General features: G+C 69.3%; 21 protein-coding genes and 8 pseudogenes. 11 read left to right on the forward strand and 18 right to left on the reverse strand.

What is annotated here, in order from left to right:
• Positions 1-153: 153 nt before the first annotated feature.
• A pseudogene (locus L2X98_RS20210) lies at positions 154-549 on the reverse strand (Fic/DOC family N-terminal domain-containing protein); the annotation flags it as partial.
• Between the two features lie 95 nt (positions 550-644).
• Between L2X98_RS20210 and L2X98_RS06050 the strand changes: the two are divergent.
• Positions 645-971, forward strand: coding sequence for a type II toxin-antitoxin system VapC family toxin (locus tag L2X98_RS06050; protein ID WP_259612648.1), 327 nt, complete (start codon positions 645-647; stop codon positions 969-971).
• 35 nt (positions 972-1006) lie between these two features.
• On the opposite strand, the gene L2X98_RS06055 is transcribed toward L2X98_RS06050, so the two are convergent.
• The 3 genes and pseudogenes from L2X98_RS06055 to L2X98_RS20215 form a co-directional block, all read right to left on the reverse strand.
• Positions 1007-1174, reverse strand: a complete 168-nt coding sequence (locus L2X98_RS06055; protein WP_354003003.1) for a BRCT domain-containing protein — start codon at positions 1172-1174, stop codon at positions 1007-1009.
• Between the two features lie 45 nt (positions 1175-1219).
• The gene (locus tag L2X98_RS06060; protein WP_259612650.1) at positions 1220-1738 is read right to left on the reverse strand and encodes a hypothetical protein; all 519 of its coding nucleotides are present in this window, start codon (positions 1736-1738) and stop codon (positions 1220-1222) included.
• Between the two features lie 75 nt (positions 1739-1813).
• Positions 1814-2071: pseudogene (locus L2X98_RS20215) on the reverse strand (3'-5' exonuclease); the annotation flags it as partial.
• A 406-nt stretch (positions 2072-2477) separates the two neighbouring features.
• On the opposite strand from L2X98_RS20215, the gene L2X98_RS06070 reads away from it, so the two are divergent.
• A complete protein-coding gene (locus tag L2X98_RS06070; RefSeq protein ID WP_259612652.1) occupies positions 2478-3146 on the forward strand; it encodes a hypothetical protein in 669 nt (222 codons plus the stop codon).
• Positions 3143-4018 carry a DUF3037 domain-containing protein gene (locus L2X98_RS06075; RefSeq protein ID WP_259612653.1) on the forward strand — a complete coding sequence of 292 codons (876 nt, stop codon included), beginning with the start codon at positions 3143-3145 and terminating at the stop codon, positions 4016-4018. Before L2X98_RS06070 ends, L2X98_RS06075 begins: the two co-directional genes overlap by 4 nt.
• Before the next feature lie 125 nt (positions 4019-4143).
• Here the strand turns inward: L2X98_RS06075 and L2X98_RS06080 are convergent, their stop codons facing one another.
• From L2X98_RS06080 to L2X98_RS06100, 5 genes are all read right to left on the reverse strand, one after another.
• On the reverse strand, positions 4144-4338 hold the full coding sequence (locus L2X98_RS06080; protein ID WP_259612654.1) for a hypothetical protein: 195 nt from the start codon (positions 4336-4338) through the stop codon (positions 4144-4146).
• Between the two features lie 355 nt (positions 4339-4693).
• A complete protein-coding gene (locus tag L2X98_RS06085) occupies positions 4694-5878 on the reverse strand; it encodes a restriction endonuclease subunit S (RefSeq protein WP_259612655.1) in 1185 nt (394 codons plus the stop codon).
• Between the two features lie 17 nt (positions 5879-5895).
• Complete coding sequence (locus tag L2X98_RS06090; protein WP_259612656.1) at positions 5896-7548, reverse strand: type I restriction-modification system subunit M; 1653 nt, start codon at positions 7546-7548, stop codon at positions 5896-5898.
• 9 nt (positions 7549-7557) lie between these two features.
• Complete coding sequence (locus tag L2X98_RS06095; protein WP_259612657.1) at positions 7558-8118, reverse strand: hypothetical protein; 561 nt, start codon at positions 8116-8118, stop codon at positions 7558-7560.
• Positions 8115-9200, reverse strand: a complete 1086-nt coding sequence (locus tag L2X98_RS06100) for a hypothetical protein (RefSeq protein ID WP_259612658.1) — start codon at positions 9198-9200, stop codon at positions 8115-8117. Before L2X98_RS06100 ends, L2X98_RS06095 begins: the two co-directional genes overlap by 4 nt.
• A gap of 654 nt (positions 9201-9854) precedes the next feature.
• On the opposite strand from L2X98_RS06100, the gene L2X98_RS06105 reads away from it, so the two are divergent.
• From L2X98_RS06105 to ctaD, 5 genes and pseudogenes are all read left to right on the forward strand, one after another.
• Positions 9855-10946 (forward strand): TM2 domain-containing protein, encoded by a 1092-nt coding sequence (locus L2X98_RS06105; RefSeq protein ID WP_259612659.1) that lies wholly within the window; start codon positions 9855-9857, stop codon positions 10944-10946.
• 254 nt (positions 10947-11200) lie between these two features.
• Positions 11201-11710: a hypothetical protein gene (locus L2X98_RS06110; protein ID WP_259612660.1), complete on the forward strand. Its 510-nt coding sequence runs from the start codon at positions 11201-11203 to the stop codon at positions 11708-11710.
• A 31-nt stretch (positions 11711-11741) separates the two neighbouring features.
• Positions 11742-12257, forward strand: a complete 516-nt coding sequence (locus L2X98_RS06115) for a DUF222 domain-containing protein (RefSeq protein ID WP_259612661.1) — start codon at positions 11742-11744, stop codon at positions 12255-12257.
• Positions 12202-12492 (forward strand): HNH endonuclease signature motif containing protein, encoded by a 291-nt coding sequence (locus tag L2X98_RS20220; RefSeq protein WP_354002933.1) that lies wholly within the window; start codon positions 12202-12204, stop codon positions 12490-12492. Before L2X98_RS06115 ends, L2X98_RS20220 begins: the two co-directional genes overlap by 56 nt.
• Before the next feature lie 77 nt (positions 12493-12569).
• Positions 12570-14271: pseudogene (ctaD, locus tag L2X98_RS06120) on the forward strand (aa3-type cytochrome oxidase subunit I).
• Between the two features lie 119 nt (positions 14272-14390).
• On the opposite strand, the gene L2X98_RS06125 reads toward ctaD, so the two are convergent.
• Positions 14391-15134 (reverse strand): NRDE family protein, encoded by a 744-nt coding sequence (locus L2X98_RS06125; RefSeq protein WP_259612662.1) that lies wholly within the window; start codon positions 15132-15134, stop codon positions 14391-14393.
• 35 nt (positions 15135-15169) lie between these two features.
• On the opposite strand from L2X98_RS06125, the pseudogene coaBC reads away from it, so the two are divergent.
• The 3 genes and pseudogenes from coaBC (at position 15170) to L2X98_RS06135 (ending at position 17650) form a co-directional block, all read left to right on the forward strand.
• Positions 15170-16373: pseudogene (gene coaBC / locus L2X98_RS06130) on the forward strand (bifunctional phosphopantothenoylcysteine decarboxylase/phosphopantothenate--cysteine ligase CoaBC).
• Between the two features lie 109 nt (positions 16374-16482).
• Positions 16483-16905: pseudogene (locus L2X98_RS20225) on the forward strand (phospholipase effector Tle1 domain-containing protein); the annotation flags it as partial.
• 67 nt (positions 16906-16972) lie between these two features.
• A complete protein-coding gene (locus L2X98_RS06135; RefSeq protein ID WP_259612663.1) occupies positions 16973-17650 on the forward strand; it encodes a phospholipase effector Tle1 domain-containing protein in 678 nt (225 codons plus the stop codon).
• On the opposite strand, the gene L2X98_RS06140 is transcribed toward L2X98_RS06135, so the two are convergent.
• The 8 genes and pseudogenes from L2X98_RS06140 to L2X98_RS06165 form a co-directional block, all read right to left on the reverse strand.
• Positions 17623-17979 carry a hypothetical protein gene (locus L2X98_RS06140; RefSeq protein ID WP_354002934.1) on the reverse strand — a complete coding sequence of 119 codons (357 nt, stop codon included), beginning with the start codon at positions 17977-17979 and terminating at the stop codon, positions 17623-17625. The two genes, L2X98_RS06135 and L2X98_RS06140, sit on opposite strands and share 28 nt — an antisense overlap.
• A gap of 124 nt (positions 17980-18103) precedes the next feature.
• Positions 18104-18553 (reverse strand): annotated as a pseudogene (locus L2X98_RS20230) (FAD-dependent monooxygenase); the annotation flags it as partial.
• A gap of 133 nt (positions 18554-18686) precedes the next feature.
• A pseudogene (locus tag L2X98_RS20235) lies at positions 18687-18809 on the reverse strand (FAD-dependent monooxygenase); the annotation flags it as partial.
• A 108-nt stretch (positions 18810-18917) separates the two neighbouring features.
• A pseudogene (manA, locus tag L2X98_RS06150) lies at positions 18918-20065 on the reverse strand (mannose-6-phosphate isomerase, class I).
• A 449-nt stretch (positions 20066-20514) separates the two neighbouring features.
• On the reverse strand, positions 20515-20829 hold the full coding sequence (locus L2X98_RS20240) for a PfkB family carbohydrate kinase (RefSeq protein WP_354002935.1): 315 nt from the start codon (positions 20827-20829) through the stop codon (positions 20515-20517).
• Entirely contained in the window at positions 20808-21428 is a 621-nt protein-coding gene (locus L2X98_RS06155) for a PfkB family carbohydrate kinase (RefSeq protein WP_354002936.1), read from the reverse strand. Before L2X98_RS06155 ends, L2X98_RS20240 begins: the two co-directional genes overlap by 22 nt.
• Before the next feature lie 86 nt (positions 21429-21514).
• The gene (locus L2X98_RS22140; RefSeq protein WP_259612666.1) at positions 21515-22333 is read right to left on the reverse strand and encodes a DeoR/GlpR family DNA-binding transcription regulator; all 819 of its coding nucleotides are present in this window, start codon (positions 22331-22333) and stop codon (positions 21515-21517) included.
• Positions 22334-22375: 42 nt separating this feature from the next.
• On the reverse strand, positions 22376-23113 hold the full coding sequence (locus L2X98_RS06165) for a triose-phosphate isomerase family protein (RefSeq protein ID WP_259612667.1): 738 nt from the start codon (positions 23111-23113) through the stop codon (positions 22376-22378).
• Positions 23114-23132 lie beyond the last annotated feature (19 nt).

Below are 23132 nucleotides of genomic sequence, written 5' to 3' on the forward strand. Positions count from 1 at the left end.
CTCGGCGCCCACCGGGCTGTCGCCGCGTGTTCCGATCCACACGGCCTCTTGGCGCCAGCGTCCGGGCGTGTGCTGCGGCTGTCCCGCCATCAGCACCTCGTGCATCCGGGCGACTGCGTCGGCGGAGACATCGTTCGACAGTTCGATCGCTGCGGTCATGGCACGGGTGTTGGCGGTGATCATCTCGGCGTTGCGGCTCGTCTTCGCGCCGAGCTCGGCACTGAAGATCGCGCGAGCGGATGCGGTGATGTTCTCGATCTGCGACGACGATGCCGCCTCTGAACGCAGCAGGACGGGGGCGAACGACGCGACCCGACCGCCCAGTTCAGCATCGAGGCGGCTCAGCTCACGTGCGGCAGTGTCGGCTGCGGTCAGAGCGTCGGCATCAGGATGCGGTGACAACGTCGCGATCAACGGTGGCACAGCGGACAGGTAGGGCACGCCGGCGCGAGCGCGCTCCGCGTCGACACCCCAGGCCGAACTCGGCACCCACACCTGCTGCTCCATCGCGAGTGCGGGCCATGCAGCGGTGTTGTCAGCTGTGCCCATAAGCCATCATCCCAATTTTATGAGTAACTATATTACTCATAAAGCGACCCGAACCACTCGAGGTCATCTCGAGGATCGACACGCTCCCGAAGAGGTTGTGCACGGAATGTGTACATCTTCGTACGAAGACGTACGATCCAGTCCTTCCGGAGGTCCTGACGAAACCACTGCACGCTGATCCCCGATCGGAAGAGGTCGCCGCACTGACGGGCCTGCTCAGTCGGCTTGATCTCAGGGCGTTCGACGAGCCGACCGCGCGGCTGTCCGTCGCGCTCTCGACCATATATGGCCTGCGTGCTGCGGACGGCGCCCATCTGGCCACAGCCGTCTCCGCGGGCGCTGATGTCTTCCTCACCGACAACCGCAAGGACTTCTCGCGAGACATCTCCGAGATCGACGTCGTGTATCCGCACGATCTCTAGAGCCGGCAGGGACCATCGCACAGCGGAAAGCATCCTCATCCCGCCAACAGCCGCACGAGTCCGTCTTCGCTCACGATCGGGATGCCGTAGTCACGAGCCTTTCGCGCCTTGCCCGAGAGAGAGTCGGGGTCGGCGGCGGCGACCAGCGCGACCCTCTTGGTGACGGTGGGGTGCGTCACGAAGCCGCGCGCACGCAGGCTCAGCTTCCCAGTCCTCCCGCGCCCGACTCATCTCGCCTGTGAGCACGATCATGTCACCGGGGCGCAGTACGAAGCGGGCGGACTCGTCGGATGCGGGGGCCGACGAAGCTCCACGGGGCGAGTCATCCGTCCCACGGAGTTCGGCTGGCAACCGGCAAGCTCGGCGACGGCTGCGAGGTCGTCCCGCTCGTCGGGGGTGAGGACGCTGTCGGCCCACGCCTCCCGCACAAGGGCCGCGTAGTACTCGGCGTGCAGCGCGTCCGCCAGTGAGCGCGTGAGCCCCAGTTCTGCGGCGATGGTAGCGAGCTGGTCACCCTCGTTGACCGAGATCAACCGGTCGAGCAGGCACCGATCGAGAACCGCAAGGTACTCAGCTTCTGCGCCGGCGTCTGTGCTGCGGGCGGCCGAGGTCGAGATCCGTTCGAGGAAGTGCGCGGGGGCGTATGAGTGGTCACCGCGCACCTTCCACGCGACGCCGGTTGAAGATGCGTACGGGTAGGGGAACGCGTCGCCCGCGTGCGCCGCTTGCGCCCAATAGTCGGTCCAACCCTGCCACTGCGCGCTCATCCGCATGTACGCGACGAGAAGTTGCGCCGTGGAGTGTGCGTCTGATCCGGCGCTGTGCGCGAGCGCATTCTCGATCCCGAACTGTTCGCATGCCCGCACAAGAGCACACGATCCGCCGAGACCGAAGTTCGAGCCCAAGCGCATGGTGCACAAGCTCGGCACCGGGCCCGGCAACAGATATCCGCAGCGCTCGAACTCCGCCTGCAGAAAGCGCTCGTCGAAGGACGAGTTGTGTGCGACGAAGGTACGCCCGTGCAGCAGGGTCGCGAAGTCGGCGGCGATGTCATCGAACGTTGGGGCGGCGAGGATTTCCGCAGCGCTGATGCCGTGGATGTGCCTGCGGCCCGAGGTCGCGTTCTGGGTTGACGAGCGTCTCCCACCGCCCGCTGATCACCCCGTCATCCTCAACGTGGGTGATACCAATCTCGACGACGCGATGGTGATAGGACGGCAGTATGCCGGTGGTCTCGAAATCGACGACAGCGAAGGGCATCAGTGGCTCCCCTCTCGGACGTCGGGCGGACTACTCTGGTCCGCGATAGCAGCACCGCGGGTGCACTCTCGATATTGTCGGATCATGTGGCCTGATGACGATCTCGCAACCTGGCGCGGAAGTCTTACAGGTCTGCAGCGCCCTCGGGCTTCAACGGTCATCCGTGCTCCTCGGGAACGGGCACGATCCTCTGGTGCGGGCGCCTTTCTCGCTCTGGGCGCAGATAGCAGGCAGTACTGGGTCAAGGTGCCAGGCAACGGACAGGGCGACCAGGTTCTCGTCAATGAAGTGATCGTGGCCGAGGTCGGAAAGCTCATCGGTGCTCCCGTGCGTGAGCGCGCGCTCGTCACCGTTCCGCCCGTCGTCACCACGTGGTCGGACTTTCCCGCAGCCGTGAGTACTGTGCCGCTGCTTGCACACGGGTCGCTCCATGTACCGCACGCCGTGGACGACGACGACTTGACGTACACGCGTCGCGACGACAACGCCCGGCGCCAGGCCGCGATGCTCGGCCTCTGGGACCTCTGCGTTGGCGAAGACCCGCAGTGGCTGTACGAGACGACCGCCGCATACTCCGTCTGGTCATACGACCACGGACTCTGGTTCTCGACCGGCGAGGGAGACTGGAATGCCATGGTGCTGAACAGACTGCTCGACACGAACGCCTCGTTCCCGAACCCCCCAACAGAAATCAGCGTTCGTGCGCTGCGAGAGACGGCCGCTCGTATCAGTTCTCTGGCCAGCGGAGAACTGCTGACCGCAGTGTCTGCCGTCCCAGTAGAATGGGGTACCGGCGACGAGGATCTCGAAGCGATGGCGTGGTTCTTGTTCAGCCGCCGCGGGCCCGTCGCACACAGGCTCAACGACCTCGCGGCCGCTGTGTCGGGCCGACAGACGACAGGATCCTCGAAATGAGCGCGGCATACCTTTACTGGCTCGTACGCTACGTCCCCGACGTAGCGCGCGGCGAGCGAGTAAACGTCGCCGTCATCGTGGGACGCGACAGTGGAGATTGGGCGGTCCGCGTTGCGCCGAACTTGCGTCGAGCCAGCCGACTCGGCGGCGACGCGGGTGCCATTCGCCCCTGGCTCGATCGCCTCCAGCGCTCTATCGACGATTACGAGCGCCCCCCGTTGCACCTCTTCACGAGCCCCGACGACGTCCGCGTAACGCGTGCATGGCTCGAACTGGTCTCCCATCGGTTCAACAATGTGCTTCAGATCAGCCCGGCGACCCCGGTCGAAGCAGAGTCTGCAGCCGATGGGGCGGACTTTCTCTTCGCCTTGCTGGTGGCCACTCCCGAGGTAGCGAACCGATCGCGCACGCGTACCCGAATCATCAGCGACCTCGCCCAGTTGTACGAACGCACTGCGAATCTGGAAGTCGGTGAGTCGTTGCTCAGCCGACCCAGGGCGGTCATCGGTCGACAGCGCGGGCGTTTCGACTTCGCCGTGATCGACGACCACGTAGACCAGTTGTCGCAGGTCTTCGCGTTCGATGTGCAAGATGTCGACTCTCTCGAGCAGCAACTGCAATCCTGGAACTTCGTCGTCGGTTGTCTGCGCAGCGACGGTGCAGAGGTCTCGGCACACGGAGTAACGACGCGCGCCGATGCCGCCGTACCGATTGCGGTCGCCTTCCAGGAACCCCCTGCCGGACAATCTGCTCGTCATGGCGAGGTCTTCGCCGCTGCTCGCGAAGCATGGGTATCGCTCGGCGTCCGAGCGATACCCAGCACCGAACTCGATCAGATACCCCGAGAAGCGCGCGAACTCATAGCGGCCTGATTCGGTACACGCTGTGATGCCGGGGAGAGCGCCGGTAACACCCCTCAGGATCCTTACCCAGCTTCGTCGACGAGGGCGCGCAAGGTGATGTTCACCCTTCTCTCCACTCGGGACTCTCGGCCGACTCATTCTCGCCCCAAGCGCACGGTCGTCGTCGTGCCCAGCGCCGTCACCTCGTAGCTGATCTCGTCATCGCCGTACGAGAATGTCTTGGTGTCGTCATGCGAGGCGAGAAGTGCGTTGTCGGTCTTGGCTTTGTCACGTGTCGAGTCCCACGTGAAGGTCTGGCTGGCGTCGGTCGGCAGAGTCGCCGTCCCCACCCAGTAGATCGACGTGGTGTCACCGCCGTCGGCAACCCAGTCGACCTGGATGACTCCGTCAGCGATGGTCGCCTGCTGATAGTTCGTGTCGCTCTTCGCGTTCGTCTGCTTCCACGATCCGTCGAGGTCGACGGGCTGTGGGGCGGGAGCCTCGGACTTCTCGGCAGCGGGCTTCGACGCGGCCGGCGCCTCGTCCGACGCGCCGCTCGGAGCCGGTGAGGCCGACTCCGACGATGAGAGCGATGGCGGATGCTGCGAGGAAGGGCGCGACGCGCATGGTGGTTCCCTTGGTTGAAGAGCAGGTTCTCATATCGATATCGGCCACAGGACCCAGCCGGACAGATGACTGCACATGTCAGACTCCTACCTCGGATGCCGCGGCCTCCGCCTCGCGCACGCGAAGCTTGCCCGACATGAGCTGTGGCAGGAGGGCGTCGCGGGTTGCGGCGAGGGTGCGGTTCTCGGTCGCGAGTGCGTTTACGTGCTTCCGTAGCGGCGTAGCAACATCTTCGAACCGCTTGACCCGGTCACTCGTCAGGACCGCGACAGGCGCGTCAAGGAAGCGATCTGCGCGGACGGCCGGGTATGCGCTTCCCTCTGCGACGTTCTCAAGATAGGCACTGAATTCGGGGCGGCGCGTGACCTCGTAGAGGTAGGCGAACCCGACCGAACGGGGCGAGAGCACAGCGAGCCCAGTCGACGCGACCAGGAGAGGATCGTCGGTCAGGTTCAGCGCGTGCGAGCGGCGATTGGGTCGGACGGTCGACCAGATCGTGTCTCCGAAATGAACTCTGCGACGAGCACGTCCGGGCGCGTCATCCCAGCTGCTGAGTTCTGGGAATGTGAACCCGCCCACGGCAACGGACGCAATGTCGATATACCGCAACGAGCCCCCGGCGACGGGCTTGACCGCATCAGCATTGACACTGGCAATCTCCCCCAACTCGGTCAGTTCATGATCCAACGACAGTTCACGATCCAGCAAGGCGGCTAGGTATTGATCGGCGGTGGCGGCGAGCTTGGTGTTGGCGGCGATCTTGTCGTCGAGGGCGCCTAGAACCTCGGCGATCGCCTGCTGCTCGGGGAGGGGTGGGAGGGGAACTTCAATACCACGGAGCGACGTCAGCGGCTGTCCGATTCCGGGCGTCCCAACAGTCGATGCCCGCTTCAATAGTTCATCTCGGCCAGAACTCCGGAAGTACAAGAGCACATATCGAGGATCTGCGATCTGCGGATTCACCGTCAGCTTCATCATGCTCGATGACAAGAGCCATTCTTCATTTCCGACAAGGGCTACTCGGCCGATCGCTCCACGGTGCGGAAAGACAAGATCGCCCTCACGCACGATGCAAGCAGGAAACTCAGCGGCCGTCTCCGGCGCGACGTACACGACGTCATCCGACTTCAGCACCCAGCGGTCACCAATGTTCTGGCCACGAACAACCGGGACCCCGCTGCTTGTGTACCTGTCTGAACGAAGCGCCGACCCGAAGGGGCCAATTGCGATTGAACGAGGCTCGGGATTCGCGATATCCGCCACCGTTAGTCCTCGCCGGTTCACGACACCCTCCCCAGCTGCTCGCGCACGACCTCCGCCAACCGTGCCGACTCGGCGAACTGGGACTCGAGTTCAGCACGCAGACGCGCGAGCTTCTCTTCGATCGGCTCGCCGTCGTCTTCGACCTCGGCAGCACCGACGTAGCGGCCCGGGGTCAGGGCGTAATCGGCAGCCTTGATCTCGGCCAGCGATGCCGAGTAGCAGAAGCCCGGGGTGTTCTCGTATGGTTCCGGCCCTTCGTCTCGCTGCGCTCGCTCAGGGACCTGGGTACTCGCTCGCTCAGGGACGTCTCGGCCGAGCCAGGCGTGGTAGGTGTCGGCGATCTTCGCGATGTCGTCATCCGACAGCGCGCGCTCGGCGCGGTCGACCATGTGGCCCAGCCCACGGGCATCGATGAAGAGCACCTCGCCCGCGCGCTTGCCCTTGTCGCGGGCGAAGAACCACACGCACACCGGAATGCCGGTCGACCGGAACAGCTGCGTGGGCAGCGCCACCATGCACGAGACCAGGTCGGCCTCGACGATCTCGGCGCGGATCTGGCCCTCCCCACCCGAATTCGACGACATCGAGCCGTTTGCCATGACGACGCCGGCCTGCCCGCCGGGCGCCAGCTTGGAGAGGATGTGCTGAATCCACGCGTAGTTCGCGTTCCCTGCCGGCGGCACTCCGTACCGCCACCGCGGATCCGACTCGCTGCGGGCCCAGTCCTTGATGTTGAACGGCGGGTTCGCCATCACGAAGTCGGCCTGCAGCTCGGGGTGCAGATCGCGCGCGAACGTGTCGCCCCACCGCGGCCCCAGGTTGCCGTTGAGCCCGTGGATGGCCAGGTTCATCTTCGCCATCCGCCAGGTGCGCTCGTTGAGCTCCTGCCCATAGACCGAGATGTCCGATCCCTCGCCATGGTGCGTGTCGATGAACTTCTCGGCCTGCACGAACATGCCGCCCGACCCGCAGGCACGGGTCGTAGACCCGCCCGTGCGTGGGCTCGAGCATCTCCACCAGCACCCGGACGACACCCGCGGGGTGTAGAACTCTCCGCCCCGCTTGCCCTCGGCGGCGGCGAACTTCTCCAGGAAGTACTCGTACACCTCGCCCAGCAGGTCGCGGGCGCGCCGCCCGGTCTCGCCCGACTGCCCCTGGCCGGCGAATCGCGCCGAGTTGAGCAGATCGATCAGCTCGCCCAGCCGTCGCTGGTCGACGTTGTCACGGTTGAAGATGCGCGGCAGCGTGCCGTTCAGCTGCGGATTGGCCTGCATGACAGCATCCATCGCCTCGTCGACCAGCTTGCCCGCCTGCTTCTCGGGCGAATCCAGCGACGCCGCGAGCCCCTTCGCGTGTTCGGCGAGGAACGCCCACCGCGCGTTCGCGGGAACCCAGAACACGCCCCGCCCGGTGTACTCGTCGACATCGTCGATGAGCTCGGCGATCTGGTCGGCGTCGTATCCGTCGGCCTCGAGCTCGGTGCGGATGTGCGCACGGCGCTCGTCGAACGCGTCCGACGCGTACTTGAGGAACACCAGCCCGAGGATGACGTCCTTGTACTGCGAGGCGTCCATCGACCCGCGCAGCTTGTCGGCGGCCTTCCACAGCGTGTCCTTCAGCTCCTTCATCGTGGAGGGCGACTGCGGGGCGGTCTTCGCGGCTCTTGGCATGGTTCCTTCTTATCGGTGAGGTGCGTCATTCAGGGTGACCGCGCGGGCGGCCACGGCGTCGGCGAGCAGGGCGGTCATTCGGTCGAGTCGGTCGATGCGGTCCTGCAGCTGTTCGCGAGTGGCGGATGCCGCGGCCAGCACCGCCCGCAGGGGTGCCACCTGTGCGGGGTCGACGACGCGCACCTGGCAGCGGCGCCAGCCCGACGACACGGCGGCCCCGGCTGCGATGTCGGCTGCCACGAGTTCGGGGACCAGTCCTCCGGGGTCGCCCGGCGTGATCCGCAGCACGCGTGCGGGGTAGACGACGACGTGCGAACCGGAGTGATCGACCCAGGCGCGCGGTGACCGACTCGTGCGGAACACGACGTCCCCGGAACGCGTCAGTGCCGCACTCGGATGAGCCTGCGCGAACCCGAGCTGATCGACGCGTCGCGTGCCGATCGCGGCGGGATCATCGAGGTCATCGGCGGTCACCACGCCGAGCCCGTCGTCGCCGAACTCGTCGACATCCACCCGAGTTCCCGGGATCACCCGCACGTGCCCCGCGGCGAGCGCATCGGCGAGCGTCATGGTGCGCGGGACGACCGCCCCCGGCTTGCGGCGTCGGCGCGAGCGCGGGGGCGTCCGCGGCTTGCCGCCTGGATCGCCGCGTCGAGCTGCGCCGACAGGTCGCCGGATGCCGGCACCTCCCGCATCCGCCGAGGTGCGGCATCCTTCACCAGCGCACCGGGACGAGCCAGCACCGACGACGTGCGCTGCAGACGGGCGAACCGGAACGCGTGCGCACGAGCCTGGCCCGGACCACCGAGATTGGCCAGGATGTCGCTGACCAGATCGGTGACGGCGGCACGGGTCAGTTCCACTTCGGTGAGGTCCGCGAGCGCGATCACCCGATCGCCGAGGGGGATGTCGGCGTGGGGGCCGCACACCCACAGCGCCAGCGCCTCACGCGAAGCCGTCGTCACCAGCCCCGGGCGCAGACGGACGATCGCCCGCACCCGCCCCGTCCGCAGGGTCTCGGCACGGACGGCTGACAGTGCGGCCGGCAGGGCATCCACCAGGCACCGCGCCGGCGCGATCACCACGGCCGACTCGTCGGAGCCCAGCCCCAAGGTGAACTCGTCCACGGCCGCGAGGATCGCCTCGACGCCCTCGCCGGGCGTGAGCGGATATCGCGCGACCGCCACCACGGATGCGTCGCCCGGGCCGAGGCCCACCGGTACCCCTGCACACATCGAACGGCGGCGCAGGGCGCGTGCCTGGTCGCTGCCGGGGATCTCGACGTCGGCATCGCCGTCGAACGGCTGGAGGATCGCGTCGAACAGTGCGGCGTCGATGCCCGGCTCGATGCGCAGCGCAGGACGCTCGGCGCCGCCGACCAGCCCGTGGACGAGTGCGACGGCGAGGTCGCGTGCCCGCCCGCCGAGGTCGCCGGCCGATCCGTGGGCGCGCTGGGCTCGATGCGCTCGGGCACTCATGCGCGCCAGCGCCGCTGCGGGTGAGTACGCCGCGTCGACGAGGGCGTCCACATAGGCGAGCCACGGCGCTCCCCGCTCGAGGTGGCGCGCGATCTCGGCCCGCAGATGCGTGTCGTCGGGGTCGCCTTGGCGGGCCAGCGCGGCGAGTTCCTCGGGCCCGTGGTCCGCCAGCACCGCTTGCGCTCTGCGCGCGCAACGTGATCAGCGCCGACAGCTCGGCGACGGAGTCGGGGTCGGCCAGGTCGATCGACATGCCGTCGGCGGACGCCGCAGCGTCGGCGATCGGATCGGGGTTGTTGCCATGGCCGGTCTCGGCGAGCCAGACCGCGACATCGTGCGCGTCGAACAGGTCACGCCCGCCCTTGCGGGCCGCCGGAGATGGGAAGGGAGCGTCACCGCCGGCGAATCGCGTGCGCCACATCGATGCGACGGCACGCTGCACTCCCGCCAACTCGGCCACGCCCGACAACGACATCAGCAGCGGCTCGGGTGCCGTCCCTGCCGATACGGGCGTCGTGGTCATGTGCTCACCGTAGCGGGGCATTCCGCGCGAGTGGGGGCATTTGCTTGATAAGAGGCCTTATCAACTGGATTGAACCACAGCACGACGGTCGCTTCTAGCGTCTGTCTCTGGCGACGCGCCGCCAGGGCGGGTGTCGGGAACGGGGGAACCCGTCGCCCGCCCGCTCCGCCGCAGACAGTTCGCCACCGAACAGAGGAGAGCACCGTGAAGCGACTCATCACCGTCGGCCTCGCGCTGGGGTCCTACCTGGCGCTCTGACAGCACATCCTCCCGACACCGAGAATCACCATCTGAAAGGACAGACCATGACCACTCCCCCGACCCCGATGGGTCCCGACACACAGCCTCCCGCACCGCCCGTCTCCTCCGCAGCGCCGCCGCGGGCCGAGGGCAAGCAGTTCCTCGCCGCCTGGCTGCTGTCGTTCTTCCTCGGATTCCTCGGCGTCGACCGCTTCTACCTCGGCAAGGTGGGCACCGGCATCCTCAAGCTCATCACGTTCGGCGGGCTCGGCATCTGGTGGCTCATCGACCTCATCCTGATCCTCACCGGCACGATGCGCGACCGCGCCGGCCGGCCGCTGGTCGGGTACCACGCGCACAGGAAGATCGCCTGGATCGTCACGGCCGTTCTGGTCGTGCTCGGCATCGTCATCGGCTCGGTCAGCGGTGCGAACGCGGGATCGTCGACGCCGGGTGCGGACGTTCCCGCACAGACGCAGCCGCCCGCGGCAGCCGACTCGACGGCGTCGGCCCAGGCATCCGCCCCCGCCGCCGAGGCATCGGCGGCCTCGGACGAGGCATCCGAGTCTGCGGACGAGGCTGAACCGGTCAACGCCGCCGCCGTCTGGGCGGATGACTCGTTCGGCACGTTCGCCCCGGTCAAGAAGACAGGGCACGGCGACTCGCTGATCACGCTGCCGAAGGGCGCCACCGGCGGCATCGTGACGGCGACCCACAAGGGCCAGCGCAACTTCGCGATCAGCATGCTGGACGCGTCGAACTCGTCGACCGGCGAACTGCTGGTGAACACGATCGGCCGATACTCGGGCACCACGGCATGGGGGCTGATGGCACTCGGGGACGGCGTGCGGCTGCAGGTCACCGCCGATGGCGACTGGACGGTCACGATCTCTCCGTTCGCAGCCGCGAAGGAGTTCACCGGGTCGGCGAAGGGCACGGGTGACGGGGTGATGCTCTACAACGGGGATGCCGCGGCACTGACCGCGACGCACAAGGGGCAGCGCAACTTCGTCGTCTACGAAGAGACATCCGAGGCCTTCGGCATGGGACTGCTGGTCAACGAGATCGGCGCCTACTCCGGCACCGTCCCGTTCTCGGCGGGACCGTCGATCCTGACCGTGCAGGGCGACGGAGCCTGGACGCTGAAGGCCGAGTGACCTGCACCGACGCGGCCTGACTCCTCTGGCAGGCCGCCTCGGTGCGCCGCAGCGAACCTGTGGATAACTCTCGGCGTCGTCGATTCGGATGTCGGAGCCCCCGTGAATAATCGAAGGTATGGACGAGCTCACGGAACGACTGGATCGCATCGGCGATGCGCTGTCGTCCGTGGTGCGCACGGCATTCGACAACAACGCGATGGCCGCGGCATCCGATGACGACTTGCTCCGGCTTGCCGCGTACAGCATCAGAGATGAGCCGGCTCGCCGACGCGATGCTGGTCGAGGCGACCGGGCACATCCAGGCGCGCGACGATGCGGCCGACCGTGGCGATCGGCTCTGTTCGCGCAAGGGATGCCGTGACACGAACGAGTTGCTGCGGCGGGCGACCCGCTGCTCGTCGCAGCGCACCGCCGAGCTCGGTCGTGCCGCGCGGGGCGTTCGCCGTCGCCTCGCCGTGTCCAGCGGCGAACTGCTGCCGGCCCGGTTCCCCTGCCTCCGTGAGGCGCTCGGCGCCGGCGAGGTCTCGTCCGAGGCACTGAGCGGCATCTTCCGGGTGCTCGAGCAGGCACTGCCGGCCGCGACCGTCGAGCAGCGGCTGGCCGCCGACGAAGAACTCGCGGCGGCCGGCCGCGGTGCCTCACCCGGGGGTCACCCGCCGGCAGGGTGCGACGATCTGCGACTGCAGGCCCAGGTGTGGGCGGCGGTGCTCGACCCCGACGGCGCCGAACCCCGCGACGACCGGGCAACCCGGCTTGCGTGAGTTGCGTCTGGGGCGCGCGCGGGATGGCATCGTGTCACTGCGCGGCAATCTGCTGGTCGACGTCGCCGCGCAGCTGCAACTCCTGCTGGACGCGCAGAACAACCCGAAACGGCAGGGGCCGACCTTCGCTCCGATCCCCTCCGACGACTCTGATGAGCCGCCGAAGTCCCTTGCCGACCCGCGCACGATGCCGCAGCGGGCGCACGACGCGTTCGCTGCGATCCTGATCGCCGCGGCAGGCTCAGCCGACACGCCCACCCTCGGAGGCGCTGCGCCGACCCTCACCGTAGCCGTGCGTGCCGAAGACCTCGAGTGCGGCAGGGGCTACGCCCATATCGATGGGATCGACGAGCCGGTGCCGCTGCACGTGGCACGGCACGCCGCCTGCTGCGGCAAGATCGAGCGGGTCATCCTCGACGCGTTCGGACGCATCCTCGACATTCAGGTCCGGGACCGCATCTTCACCCCGCATCAGCGCCGAGCGATCGCGCTTGCGCGACGGCGGGTGTGCGATCCCAGGGTGCAACGTACGCGCGACATGGTGTGAGATCCACCACGTCCGCGAACACTCCGAGGGCGGCGAGACATCCACCGACAACGGGGTGGCACTGTGCTGGTTCCACCACCGGACGCTCGAGACCAGCGGCTGGGAGGTGCGGATCTTGAACGGTGTTCCGCAGGTCCGCGGCCCTGCCTGGTGGGACCCGCACCGCCGATGGCGACCCGTGGACAACCATCCGCTCTGGATGCGAAAACGAGTGGGCGCCCACCGCACCGGGTGAGCGCAAGGCAGAGGCATTCCGCGTCGAGTTCCGGCCGAACGGCCCACGAACCCCGCGAAGCGTGGGAACATGCGGGTATGGCGACCACGACTCCGGTCGACCTGACAGACACGAAGACGTCATCTCTCCCGCCTCGCCAGGCCGAACTCCTCACCCGCACCCGCGTTGCGCAGAAGGGCAACATCGTCGTCCGGTGGATCACCTCCACCGACCACAAGACGATCGGGTACATGTACCTGATGGCCTCGGTGATGTTCTTCATGCTCGGCGGGGTGATGGCCCTGATCATCCGGGCGGAGCTGTTCGAGCCGGGGATGCAGATCATCCCCACGGACGATCAGTTCAACCAGCTGTTCACGATGCACGGCACGATCATGCTGCTGATGTTCGCGACGCCGCTGTTCGCCGGGTTCGCCAACGCGATCCTGCCGCTGCAGCTGGGGGCGCCGGATGTCGCCTTCCCCCGGTTGAACGCGTTCGCGTTCTGGCTGTTCCTGTTCGGGTCGACGATCGCGGTGGCCGGATTCCTGACCCCGCAGGGGGCGGCGGCGTTCGGCTGGTTCGCCTACCAGCCGTTGGCCAACGCGACATTCTCGCCGGGCGCCGGCGGCAACCTCTGGTTCATGGGCCTGGCCATGAGCGGGTTCGGCACCATCCTGGGTGCGGTGAACTTCATCACCACGGTGATCACGATGCGCGCTCCGGGCATGACGATGTGGCGCATGCCGATCTTCTCGTGGAACATCCTGCTCACCAGCGTCCTGGTGCTGATGGCCTTCCCTGTGCTCGCGGCGGCGCTGCTCGCGGTAGCGGCCGACCGCATCCTCGGCGCACACCTCTTCGACGCCGCGAACGGCGGTGTGCCGCTCTGGCAGCACATGTTCTGGTTCTTCGGCCATCCGGAGGTCTACATCATCGCGCTGCCGTTCTTCGGCATCGTGACCGAGATCTTTCCGGTCTTCAGCCGCAAGCCCGTCTTCGGCTATCGCACCCTCATTTTCGCGACCATCGCGATCGCGGCACTGTCGGTGTCGGTGTGGGCGCACCACATGTACGCGACGGGGGCGGTGCTGCTGCCGTTCTTCTCGCTCATGTCGATGCTGATCGCGGTGCCCACCGGGGTGAAGATCTTCAACTGGATCGGCACCATGTGGCGCGGATCGGTGACGTTCGAGACGCCCATCGTGTTCGCGATCGGGTTCCTCACGTCGTTCGTGTTCGGCGGCCTGACCGGCGTCATCCTCGCCTCCCCGCCGCTGGACTTCCATGTCACCGACTCGTATTTCGTGGTCGCGCACTTCCACTACGTCGTGTTCGGCACGGTGGTGTTCGCGATGTTCGCCGGGTTCTACTTCTGGTGGCCGAAGTGGACCGGCAAGATGCTGAACGAGCGCCTCGGGATGGTGCATTTCTGGATGCTGTTCATCGGCTTCCATATGACGTTCCTGGTGCAGGCACTGGCTCGGTGTCGCCGGGATGCCGCGTCGATACGCGAACTACGCTCCGTCTGACGGATTCACCTGGATGAACCAGGTGTCCAGCATCGGCGCCATGCTGCTGGGCGCATCGATGATCCCATTCCTGTTCAACGTGTGGGTCACGACCCGAAAGGCGCCAAGAGTGACCGTGAACGACCCGTGGGGCTTCGGCGCGTCGCTGGAGTGGGCGACCAGCTGCCCGCCGCCGCGGCACAACTTCACGTCGATCCCGCGGATCCGCAGCGAGCGCCCCGCGTTCGACCTGAATCATCCCGAAGCTGCGGAGCCCGCGAAAGTCTGACGCGGCGGAACGAGGACAACCTCGGCGAACCGAGGACAACCTCGGCGGATCGAGGACAACCTCGCGCGACGCAGGACAACCTCGCGGGACGCGGGACAACCTCGAGGGGGCGGCGCGGGTCAGGCCGGGGGGACGAGGGTGATCGGGCTCCAGCGGCCGGGATGGGCCAGCTCGGCGTACTCGACCGCGACGCCGTCGGGGCCGACCTCGGCCGTGCACAGCAGCAGCGACTGGGTCGGGTAGCCCAGCGGCCGGTTGTCGCGGATGATCGCGCGCTCGTCGGTCGGATCCAGCTGGGCACTGCGGGCCAGGACGGCGAGCCACGACTCCTCCCAGCTGGGGGCATCCGCCGGGTCGTCGGCATCCCACTCGGCGGCCGCGCGGGCGAACGTGTCGTGCCAGGCCACGATCCGCGCCGACCGGGCGTCGTCGAGGTCGTGGTGGGCGATCATGTGCACGCCGGGCGGCACGGCGACCTCGGTGCGGGTCGTCCCGTCCCATGTGATGATCCGGACGCCATCGGGCCGGACGTCCACGAGGTTGAACCCGGGCACGGCCTCGGTCGGAGCGATCGGCTTGCCCGCGACAGCCTGCAGCGCGATCCCGCCGCGCGAGATCGGCGCGATGCCGTCCGGCACTTCCGGGCTGTGCCGGTTCAGCAGGATCGCGAGCCGTCGGGCCGAGGCATCCGCCGCCAGCCACGCCCCGCCCGCCCGCACGTCGCGCACGCCGACGACGCCGGGCCGTTCGGGCCACGAGGCGGCCAGCGGCAGCCAGGGGCGGTCGGCGTCCTCGTCGCGCACGGCGAGGATCCGCACGGTCTCGTCCGGGAGCTCGGGCACCCGCATGATCACGGTGCACATCGGATGCCTCCGCCGATCAGTGGCAGGATCGAGCCATGTTCATCGTCGTGGGAGTGACCGGTGGGATCGCGGCCTACAAGAGCGTCCACCTGGTGCGGCTGCTGGTCAAGGACGGTCATGACGTCCACGTCGTCCCGACCGAGGATGCGCTGCGGTTCGTCGGGCTGCCGACCTGGGAGGCGCTCAGCCGCCACCCGGTCACCACCAGCGTGCACGACGACGTCCCGCAGGTGCGCCATGTCGCCCTGGGCCAGTCCGCCGATCTGGTGATCGTCGCTCCTGCCACAGCCAACTCCCTCGCGAAGATGGCCGCCGGCATCGCCGACGACCTGCTCGGGACCACCCTACTTGCCACGACGGCACCGGTCGTCGTCGCGCCGGCCATGCACACCGAGATGTGGCGGCACCCGGCTACGCGGGCCAACATCGCCACGCTCACGGCGCGGGGCGTGCACGTGGTCGGGCCGGCGGACGGAGAGCTCACCGGTGGCGACTCAGGGCCGGGGCGGATGCTCGAGCCGGAGGAGATCGTCGCCGCCGCCCTCGCGATGCCTGCGCCCGCAGGATCTGGCCGGCCTGCGCATCGCGGTCTCGACCGGAGGCACGCGCGAGCCGATCGACCCGGTGCGGTTCCTCGGCAACCGGTCCAGCGGGCGCCAGGGCATGGCGCTCGCGCGGGCCGCCGCCGATCGCGGGGCGGCGGTGACGCTGGTCGCCGCGCACACCGACGACGGCGTGCTGGCCGACGCCGCCGGGCTCACCGTCGTGCGCGTGGCCACGGCCGCCGAGCTCGACGACGCGATGGCGGATGCCGCGGAAGGCGCCGATGTGGTGGTGATGGCGGCCGCGGTCGCAGACTACCGGCCGGCAGAGACATCCGACGCGAAGCTCCGGAAGGATGCCGTCGACGGGCCGGGACGAGTGCTCGACCTTGTCGAGACCGCCGACGTGCTGGCGGGACTGGTCCGCGCGCGCCGCGACGGGCAGACCATCGTCGGCTTCGCCGCCGAGACGGTCGGCTCGCATGAGGAGCTGCTCGAGCGCGGCCGGCGCAAGCTCGCCCGCAAGGGCGCCGACCTGCTCGTGGTCAACGCCGTGGGCTGGACCCAGGGGTTCGAGAGCGCCGACAACGAGGTGGTCGTCCTCGCAGCCGGCGGCGACGTCGTGGCCGAGGCATCCGGAACCAAGCGCGCCGTCGCCGACGCGGTCTGGGACGCCGTGCGCGCCGTCCGCGGCTGACACCCCGCGCCCGACCCCGTGAAGGGGGATGGCGAGGCGCAGGGGGACGGAAGGGCCGTGTATCAGGAGGCGGGCGGCAGGGGTCTTCCTGGTGAGCGGGGAGGTTCCGATGAGTGCTCCGTACAGCCCGAAGAACATCGTCGTCTGCCTGGACGGCACGAGCAACGAGCTCGACCACCATCCGACGAATGCGGCGAAGGTGTTCATGATGCTCGACCTCGACGACCCGGCGACGCAGATCGCCTACTACGACCCCGGCGTCGGGACGCTGCCCTCGGCCACCGCGCGCGGCGCGATCGGACGCCGGCTGTCGCGGCTGGGCGGCCTCGCCTTCGGCTTCGGCATGCGCCGGAAGGTGAGTCAGGCCTACGGGTGGCTGGTCGAGAACTACCGTCCCGGCGACCGCATCTACATCTTCGGGTTCAGCCGCGGCGCGTACACCGCACGGGCGCTGGCGGCGCTGCTGGCGCGACCGGGCCTGCTGCGAACGGATCCGAGCACCTCGTCGACTACGCCGTCGCGCAGTATGTCAAGCCGGTCGGCACGAAGAAGGCGGTCGCGCTGCGCGCCCGCGAGGCCCAGGCGTTCGCCGATGCGCTGTGCTGGGGCACCGCGGGCGAGCCGGTGGCGCCGGCATCGGGGGATTCGCGGATGCCGTGCCCGACGAGCTCGCCGGCGACGTGCACGCGATCCCGGTCGAGTACCTCGGCATCTGGGACACCGTGGAGGCGTGGTTCGCGGGGCTCGGAAGCCTGGACTGGCCCGACACCTGCTCGCTGTGGAACGTGCGCCGCCTGCGGCACGCCGTCTCGATCGACGAGACCCGGCGCTCGTTCCGCTACCTGCCCGTGGATCGCCGCGACGGGTTCGAAGAGGCGTGGTTTCCCGGGGTGCACTGCGACGTGGGGGGCACGTTCCACGATCACGACCTGGCCACCATCGCCCTCAAGTGGGTGTTCGACGGGGTCTGCGACCAGCTCCAGCTTGCGCGATCGCCGGCCCGCCGAGATCTACGCGCGCTACTGCACGGTGGAGCGGACGTTCGCCCAGACCGCTCCCCTGCACCAGAACTCATGGGTCTGGAACCTGCTGATCCCGCTGCGCCGGCACCTCCCGGACGACGCCGTGCTGCACGAGTCGGTGCGCGAGCGGCGGGCCGCGGTGCCCGCCTACCTGCCGAAGCTGGCCCGGGCGGAGGCAGCCGATCGCTGGACCGACCCGGAATGGTGGATGCCGCGGCCCGCCGCCGTCACAGTCGCTCCGGCCGGAACCCGTAGCCGACCAGACGTGCCAACAGCGGCTTGAGGACCGGCAGGGCGGTCCGCAGCACGGCGCGCTGCATCCGCGTCGGCGGATTGTCGACCAGCCGGCCGACGCGCCCGGTCGCGATGACCCGGTGCCCGGCGCGCTGGATCCGCTGCATCAGCGCGGTCGGCCGCTCGCGCCGCGCCTGCACGGCCGCACACGCGCGATCAACCGCGTCGTCGGAGGTGTCCGGGACGGCGGCCTTTCCGGCTCCCCCGCCCAGCGCCGGAACCAGCACACGGGCGGCGGCCACGGCATCCTGCACCGCGTAGTTGATGCCCACGCCGAACATCGGCGACATGGCGTGCGCCGCATCCCCGATGCACAGGACCCCCGGCCTGCCACCAGCGCGGCAGGCGGTCGATCTGCACCGACAGCAGCTTGACGTCGTCGTACGAGGCGACTGCGCCGACCACGTCGGCCAGCCGCGGCACCGTGCGCGCGACCCGGTCGCGGAACGCCCCGATGCCCTGCTCCTGCAGCCGGTCGAGCGATCCCTTGGCCACCAGCAGCGCGCACTGCAGATACTCCGGCCGCGGGATCGTGATCGCCATCCCCTCGGCGTTCGCCCAGGCCAGCGTGTCGGGAACCGGACGCTCGGGCCGCGGCACCCGGAACCAGAGCACGTCCGTGTCGACCGGGCTCACCTGCGGCACCAGCGCGAGCGCGCGGCGCACGGTCGAGGACCGCCCGTCGGCGGCCACCACCAGCCGCGCGGTGACGGTCAGCTCGCCGTCGGCGGTGCGCGCCCGCACCCCACGAACACGGCCGCCGCTGCGGATCACGTCGGTCACCTCGGCGCCCATGTGCAGGTGGAAGGACGGATGCTCCCGCCCGGCATCGGCGAGCAGGTCGAGCAGATCCCACTGCGGCATGAGCGTGACGAACCGGTTGGGTGCCGGCAGCGAGGTGAAGTCGACCGCGTGGATCCGGATGCCGTTGATCACGACATCCAGCCGCGGCAGCGGGGCGTGCTCGATGGCCTCGAACCGCGCGCGCAAGCCCGAGCGCGTCGAGCAGGTTCAGGGTGGAGGGATGCACGGTGTCGCCGCGGAAGTCGCGGAAGAAGTCGTCGTGCTTCTCGAGCACGGTCACGTCGATGCCGGCGCGAGCCAGGAGCAGCCCCAGCATCACCCCGGCGGGCCCGCCGCCGGCGATGCACACGTCAGTCCCCGGTGCGGTCACGCTCGCAGGATACGCCCGATCTCCGGTTTCGCGCAGGGGGCGGGCGCGGGCGGCTCAGACGCCGGCGGCGAGGAACAGCCGCCCCGAGCCGGTGATGCGCACCTCGGCGGGTGCGTCGATGAAGACGACGGCGCCGTGGTCGGCGGCGGCATCCGCCCCGTCCGCCGACAGTGCGAACGACCCCTCGACGGTCAGCGCGATCGCGGCCGAGCCGGTCTGGACGGTGGCGTCGCCGGTGATCAGCAGCAGCTCGAACCCGACTCCGGCGCCTGACGGCACGGACATCGGCCGGTAGGCGACCACATTCGCGCCGCGCGCGAGCGGCGCGAGGCGCGACGGGGGGCCGGGCGTGAAGTCGAGCACCTTCGCCAGCTCGTCGCGGTCGACGTGCTTGGGGGTCAGCCCGCCGCGCAGCACGTTGTCGCTCGGGCCCATCAGCTCGACGCCGGTGCCGCGCAGGTACGCGTGGATGTTGCCCGCCGGCAGCCACAGCGCCTCGCCGGCGGCGAGCGTGACGTGGTTGAGCATCTGCGCGACGAGGATGCCCGGGTCACCGGGATACTGACGCGACAGCCGATCGATCAGCTCGAACCGGCGCGGGTGGGCCTGCGCGATGACCGACGCCGCGGCCACGGCGGTCGCGACCTCCGTCGCCCCGGACAGCAGCCAGGCGAAGCCCTCACGGACCCCGGTGGCCGCCGCATCCCGCCACGGCGCCAGCTCGTGCGGCGCATCGGATGCCGCGGCCAGCGCATCGATGAGGTCCCGCGTCTCGTCGACCGGCCGGAAGCCGCACAGCGCCTCGAACCCGTCCTCGACGGCGACGATGAGCTCGGGCTTCGCGTTCGGATCCTTGTAATTGCGCTCGCGTGCGGTCAGCGGAATGCCGGCGGCCTCTTCACGCGCGAACCCGTCGGCCGCCTGCTCCGGCGTGGGGTGCGCCTGCAGCGAGAGGGGGATGCCGCGGCCAGCAGCTTCAGCAGGTACGGCAGCGCTGTACCCGACCACTGCTCCCAGCCGGCCAGGTCGTCCCACGGGATGTCCTGGTCGACGGCGCGGCTCGGCGAGAGCGGGTGCGCGCCGAGCCACAGCTCGGCCTCGGGCCCGCCGGTGGGAGTCCAGCCGAGCGTGCGGGCGACGCCGTCGACCGCGCCCCAGGCGTAGTCGCGGGGAGTGTTCGTCAGTGGGATGAGGGCGGTCATCGCGTCCTTTCGGCCGAGCGGCCCCTCCAGCGTACGGGGGTGCCGGAGCCGGGCCGCGCGTTCGGTCGTCACGATCCGGTGCCTGCCGCGGACGGAAGCAGCAGTTCGTGACGACCGAACCGCGGCCGCCGACAGGCGCGATCTTCAGTCGACGCAAATGGCTGTGCGATGGAGGCGCGAGCAGCCGTATGCGTCGACCGAACCGCGGGCGCGATCTTCGGTCGACGCGAATGGCTGTGCGACGACCGCGGGAGCAAGCCGTATGCGTCGACCGAACCGCGGGCGCGATCTTCAGTCGACGCAAATGGCTGTGCGATGGAGGCGCGAGCAGCCGTATGCGTCGACCGAACCGCGGGCCGCTGACGTCCGCGAGGTTCAGTCGTCACAACGCGGGGCCTGCCGCGGGCCAAAGCCACGGTTCGTGACGACCGAAGCGGCGGGCGCGGGGTTCAGTCGTCACAACGCGGGGCCTGCCGCGGGCCAAAGCCACGGTTCGTGACGACCGAACCGACCGTCAGGCCGGATACAGCCCGACCGTCAGGACAGGTAGGCGTCCAGCGGCTCGAGCCGCGGCTGACTGCGCTCGTCGGCCACGGCGGCGGCGCCCACGGCGCAGGCGGCCCGCAGTGCGGCCTCCTCGTCGAGCCCGCGCAGAGCGCCACCGTCAGCGCCGCGGCGAACGCGTCGCCGGCGCCCACGGTGCTCACGACGGATGTCGGGACCGACGGCGCCGCGGCGATCTTCACGCCGCCGCGCAGCAGCACCGCCCCGTCGGCGCCGAGCGTGAGCGCGACCAGCGGTGCGGTCGCCAGCCGCGGCAGGTGCGCGTACTCCCCTCGTTGACGATGAACAGACCGACCCGGTCCCACAGCACCGGCCCCAGCTCGCGGGCCGGCGAGACGTTCAGGGCGAACAGTCCGGTGCTCGTGCGTGCGACGTGGTCGACCACGTGCGGCGCGACCTCGAGCTGGGCCAGAACGGGCACGGCCGGATCCCGGTCGATCCGCTCCGGGTCGATCTGCAGATTCGCCCCCGGGCACACGACGATCGAGTTCTCGCCGGTCTCGTCCACGACGATCAGCGCGGTGCCGGTGGCCTCGTCGGCGGTCTGGACGGCCGAGACATCCACCCCCGCATCCGCCAGCGCGGCGCGCATCTGGTTGGCCGCGGCATCCGGTCCGACGGCTCCGAGCATCCGGACCGACGCCCCCAGCCGCGCCGCCGCCGTCGCCTGGTTGGCGCCCTTGCCTCCGGGCTGATGGGTGAGGATGCCGTCGGCCACGGTCTCGCCGGGGCGCGGCGCGCGCTCGACCCGGGCCACGACGTCCTGGTTGATCGCACCGAGCACATCAAGCCGAGGCACATCGAGCCGAGGCACATCGAGCCGAGGCACATGCCCCGCCCCATCGCGCCGATCCACATCCGAGCGATCCACATCCGGCCGCCCGGTCATGACCGCGCCTCGCGCGGCGCCTTCTTGGCGACGACCACCTTCACGCCGCGCTTGCGCAGCCGGTCGACGTGCGCGCGGTCGGTCTCGGCATCCACCACCACCGCGTCGAAATCGCTCAACGGGAGCATGGCGTGCAGCGCACGACGGTCGAACTTCGTGTGATCGGCCAGGAGGATGCGCGTGCTCGCCGACTCGAACATCGCGCGCTTGACATCCACGGTCTCCAGGGTCTGGTGGAACGCGATGTCGTCGGTGATCGCCGAGGTCGACATCACCAGCACGTCGGCGCGCAGCGACGCGAACGCCTCGACCGCCATGCGTCCCATGAACGCCGAGCACCAGTTGTAGAACTGCCCGCCTACCGACAGCAGCGTGATCCCGCGGGTGCCCTTGAGCTGCTCCATGATGGTCAGCGTGTTCGTGATCACCGTCAGCGGGGTCTTGGCGTGCAAGGCGGCACCAGGTGCAGCGTGGTCGTGGAATCGTCCAGGATGATGGCCTGGCCGGGCTCGATGAACTCCAGCGCGGCGCGGGCCAGCGCCTCCTTCTCGGCGAGCTGCCGGCTCGACCGGTAGACGTCGCTGGATTCGACCAGCGCCGTCGACATCGCCGTGGCCACCCCGCGGTCCTTGCGCAGCGCCCCGGCCCTCGAGCTCGTCCAGATCGCGATGCGCGGTCATCACGCTGATGTTGAACCGGTCCGCGATCTGCTCGATCCGGATGGCGCCCTCGGCCATGACCGCCTCGGTGATCTCGCGCTGCCGCGCCTGCTGCCGGCTCTGCCGCGACTGCGGCTGAGTCGTCGGTGCGCTCACATCGCCTCCCGGGTCTTGGTCTGCATCCTGTCAGAGCTGCGTTCAGAGTAGCGCCGCGGCCTCTTCCACCACCCGCTCGAATTGGGCCGGGTCGTGCGCGAACCGGCCGAGGAACAGGCCGTCGACCGCCGCGCCCAGCGTGCCGAGCAGGCCCGGCCCGGCGCTGCCGCCGTAGAGGACGGATGCCGCGGCCACCCGCGGATCGTCGGCCAGGGCGGCGCGCACGGCGACCGCGACGGCGGTCACGGCCGCGGCCGGCGCGGGCTCCTGCGCGCCGATCGCCCAGACCGGTTCGTAGGCGACGATCAGCTCGTCGACCACGGTGCCGTCGGGGATCCCGGCCAGCGCCGAGAAGAGCTGCCCGACGCACGCGGCGGCGGCATCCTCGTCGGGGGTCTGCTCGCCCACGCACAGGATCGGGACCAGCCCGTTGCGCACGGCCGCCGCCAGCTTGCGGCGCACCACGCCGTCGTCCTCGCCGAACACCGAGCGGCGCTCCGCGTGGCCGACCTCGACGTAGCGGCAGCCCGCCTGCCGCAGGTCGGCGCCGCTCACGGCGCCGGTGTACGCACCCCGGTCCTCCCAGAACAGATCCTGCCCGCCGACCTGCACGCCGCTTCCCTCCAGCGCCGCACGGGTCGCCTCCAGCGCCGGCAGCGAGGGCAGCGCGATCAGCGTCACCGCACCGGAGCGCACGGACGCCTGGCGCCGCGCGATCGCGGCGACCTCGTGCGCCCAGCGGACGGTGGCAGGGATGTCCAGATACAGCTTCAGGCTCACGCCCAGAGTCACCGTGGTG

This window comes from Microbacterium elymi (genome assembly GCF_021582895.2).
In the GTDB taxonomy this organism is placed as follows: Bacteria; Actinomycetota; Actinomycetes; order Actinomycetales; family Microbacteriaceae; genus Microbacterium; species Microbacterium humicola.